Here is a 223-nt window from a genome sequence, read left to right as displayed (position 1 = left end):
TGCACCTCCCCGTGACTTTTCGCAGCTTATCACGTCCTTCATCGCCTCCGAGAGCCAAGGCATCCGCCATGCGCCCTTATTTACTTTCATTATCACGTACACACTCTGTCTATTCAACAGAGCGGATGATATATACTTTTAGCTCTTTTGGTTTTGACCAAATTTTTACTTTTTCAGCTTGTTACATCATGTCAAAGATCTTTTTAATGTGAAGGTTACGGAG

Annotated in this window: 1 rRNA gene; it reads right to left on the bottom strand. The window is 42.2% G+C overall.

The features are described from left to right. Positions 1-90, bottom strand: a 23S ribosomal RNA gene (locus H6A61_RS15750); the annotation flags it as partial. Between the last annotated feature and the right edge of the window lie 133 nt (positions 91-223).

Source organism: Bacteroides caecigallinarum (assembly GCF_016901995.1).
In the GTDB taxonomy this organism is placed as follows: Bacteria; Bacteroidota; Bacteroidia; order Bacteroidales; family Bacteroidaceae; genus Phocaeicola; species Phocaeicola cellulolyticus.
This window is presented reverse-complemented; position numbering and strand designations above follow the sequence as displayed.